1 pseudogene is annotated in these 466 nt (G+C 71.7%); it reads right to left on the reverse strand.

What is annotated here, in order from left to right:
* Nucleotides 1–448: pseudogene (locus D9V41_RS16320) on the reverse strand (hypothetical protein); the annotation flags it as partial.
* Nucleotides 449–466: the final 18 nt, after the last annotated feature.

A 466-nucleotide genomic window follows, 5' to 3' on the forward strand; every position in this document is an offset into this window, starting at 1 on the left:
GTGTGGAGTCGAGCTCCTGGTCGGCTCGACGGCGGCGTCCCCGGGCGATGAGTCCGAACGGCGGCCAGTCGGTGGCGGCCGTGCCGGCGGTGGCCGTGGCGAATTCGACCGACTGCGCGATCTGCGCCGACCCCGTGCCGGCTTCGAGGGCCGTGATCAGCTGCTCACGATCCTCGGATGTGAGTCCGCGAGGTTCAGAGGTCCCGCCGATCTCTGCCAGCTCCCGTGCGGCGGTGCGCACTTCGGCGGTCAGGCGCGTGACCGCGGCGTCCTTGGCGACGGTCCGGCGTGAGATCTCCGCGCGCAGGTCGTCCAACCCGCGCCCGGAGCGCGCCGATGTGGCGATGATCGGCACGCCGGTCAGGCCCTCGCGGTCGAGGATGCGGCGCAGGTCGGTGAGCGCGGTCTGGCGATCCGCCTCCGTCGCCAACCGGTCGATCTGGTTCATCACCACGATCGTCGTCTC

The sequence above is a fragment of the Aeromicrobium phragmitis genome (assembly GCF_003674095.1).
Classification (GTDB): domain Bacteria; phylum Actinomycetota; class Actinomycetes; order Propionibacteriales; family Nocardioidaceae; genus Aeromicrobium; species Aeromicrobium phragmitis.